Below are 2,148 nucleotides of genomic sequence, written 5' to 3'. Positions count from 1 at the left end.
CACCGAGATCCCGGCGCAGGAGCCGTCGTCGCCGTCCCTGCCGTCGGCCGCGCCCCCAGGGTCGGTCCACCGGCCGGCCGAGGCGCGGCGAGTGCCGGAGCCGACCCCCGTGCGCCGCCGGGGGCGGCTGGTCGTCGCGGCGGCCCTGCGGGTGGAGGCAATGGCCGCCGGTCGGTCGGGCCTCAGCGCGGACACCGTCATCGTGCGCACCGGCATGGGTCCGGAACGGGCGCGCAAGGCCGCTCGGCTGGTGCGCGACACAGGCCCGGACGCCGTCGCCCTCGTCGGTCTCTCCGGGGGACTGGCGGCTGGGATCGAGCCCGGTGACGTCGTCGTGGCCACCGAGATCCGCAACGCCGACGGCACCGTCGCCGGCCGTTGCGCGTCCGCGCCCCTGCTGGCCGGCGACCTGCGCCGGCTCGGGCTCACCGTGCACGTCGGCCCGATCGTCACCGTGCCGCGGCTCGTCGTCGGCACGGCCCGCGCGGAACTCGCCGCGACCGGGGCTCTTGCCGTCGACATGGAGTCCGCGGAGCTGGCGGCGGGAGTCGGCGACGTGCCGTTCGCCGCCGTCCGCGTCATCGTCGACACGGCGGCGCAGCCGCTGGGACGCATCGACCTGGCCCGCCGCGGAATCCGCGGTCTGCGCACGATGCGTCCGCTCGGGCGCCCGATCGAGGCGTGGGTCGCCGCGGTCGGCCGTCGCCAGGTTCTGCTCGCCGAGCCGCGGGCGTTCTGCGCCGGCGTCGAGCGGGCGATCGAGGTCGTCGAGCGCGCCCTGGAGATCTACGGTGCGCCGGTCTATGTCCGTAAGCAGATCGTGCATAACGCCCACGTGGTGGCCGACCTGGCCAGCCGTGGAGCGATCTTCGTCGAGGAGCTCGACGAGGTGCCCGGCGGCTCGACGGTCGTCTTCTCCGCACACGGAGTGGCTCCGGCCGTCTGGGACCAGGCGGGCGAGCGCGGCCTGTCCGTCATCGACGCCACCTGCCCGCTGGTGGAGAAGGTGCACACCGAGGCCCGCCGGTTCACCGCCCGCGGGGACACCGTGCTGCTCATCGGCCATTCCGGCCACGAGGAGGTGGACGGAACCCTCGGCGAGGCGCCCGGCCGCATCACGCTGGTCGAGTCCTCGGCCGACGTCGGCTCCCTCGACGTTCCCGATCCCGAGCGCGTCACATACCTCATGCAGACCACGCTGGCCCTGGACGAGGCCGCGGAGGTCGTTGACGCGTTGACGGAGCGGTTCCCGGCGATCGTCGGGCCGGGTTCCACCGATATCTGCTACGCGACCTCGAACCGGCAGAACGCGGTCCGCAAGGTTGCCGAGGAGGCCCAGCTCGTCCTCGTCGTCGGCTCGGCCAACAGCGCGAACTCCGTGCGGCTCGTCGAGGTGAGCAGGCGCGATGGCGTCGAGGCGCATCTGGTCGGGGACGTCGGGGACGTGCATCTGTCCTGGCTCGCCGGCGTGGGCACGATCGGCATCTCGGCCGGCGCCTCGGCCCCGCCGTCCCTCGTCGACGAGCTCCTGACCGCGTTGTCGGGTCTCGGCGCGACGGACGTCTCGGTGCGTTCCGTCGGTACCGAGACGCTGGCCTTCCACCTGCCCAAGGAACTGCGCCAACCGGCCCCGGCGCCCGTTCCAGGGCCATAGTGCGCCTGGCCCCCGGGCGGTCCCGAGGCGCGGCCCGGAGGGCGAAGCCGGTGGCGTCGCCCGGGCGGCGCGGTGGGGCTGGGTTCAGCGGGATGCGGCGCCGCGATCGGCCTCAGGCGGCCGGGCCGGTGCGGCGTGCCGCTCGCCCCACCGGCGCAGGGCCAGCAGGACCGGTGCCAGATCCCGGCCGGAGGACGTCAGCCGGTACTCGTGCCGGGACCGGGCGCCCGCCTCCTGGTATGGCTAACGCTCCAGCACCCCCGCGCGCTCCAGCGCCCGCAGCCGCTCGGCCAGTACGCCCCGGTGCCGGCCCGGATGCCCTTGAAGCGGTGGACCCCCAGTGTGATCTCCCGGATGACCAGCAGGGACCAGCGCTCACCCACGACCTCCAGCGTCCGCGCGATCGGACAGGCCCGCGGGCCGTCGGACGATTCCTGCATCGGTACATCCTACCGATTCTGGGTGCGTATCCTGAATGCAGCCGGCCCTGTCTC

General features: G+C 74.3%; 3 protein-coding genes. 1 reads left to right on the top strand and 2 read right to left on the bottom strand.

Translation table 11 applies throughout. The annotated features are described in order from the left end of the window. Positions 1 to 7: 7 nt before the first annotated feature. Entirely contained in the window at positions 8 to 1,654 is a 1,647-nt protein-coding gene (gene ispH, locus AC08OT_RS18090) for a 4-hydroxy-3-methylbut-2-enyl diphosphate reductase (RefSeq protein ID WP_476603083.1), read from the top strand. 84 nt (positions 1,655 to 1,738) lie between these two features. On the opposite strand, the gene AC08OT_RS18085 is transcribed toward ispH, so the two are convergent. Both AC08OT_RS18085 and AC08OT_RS18080 read right to left on the bottom strand, forming a co-directional pair. Next, entirely contained in the window at positions 1,739 to 1,834 is a 96-nt protein-coding gene (locus AC08OT_RS18085; protein WP_476603082.1) for a hypothetical protein, read from the bottom strand. 17 nt (positions 1,835 to 1,851) lie between these two features. Continuing rightward, positions 1,852 to 2,094, bottom strand: coding sequence for a winged helix-turn-helix transcriptional regulator (locus AC08OT_RS18080; RefSeq protein WP_476595270.1), 243 nt, complete (start codon positions 2,092 to 2,094; stop codon positions 1,852 to 1,854). Between the last annotated feature and the right edge of the window lie 54 nt (positions 2,095 to 2,148).

The organism is Frankia sp. CgJB1 (assembly GCF_977947065.1).
The sequence above is the reverse complement of the archived record's forward strand: the minus strand, read 5'-3'. Positions and strand labels throughout refer to the sequence as shown.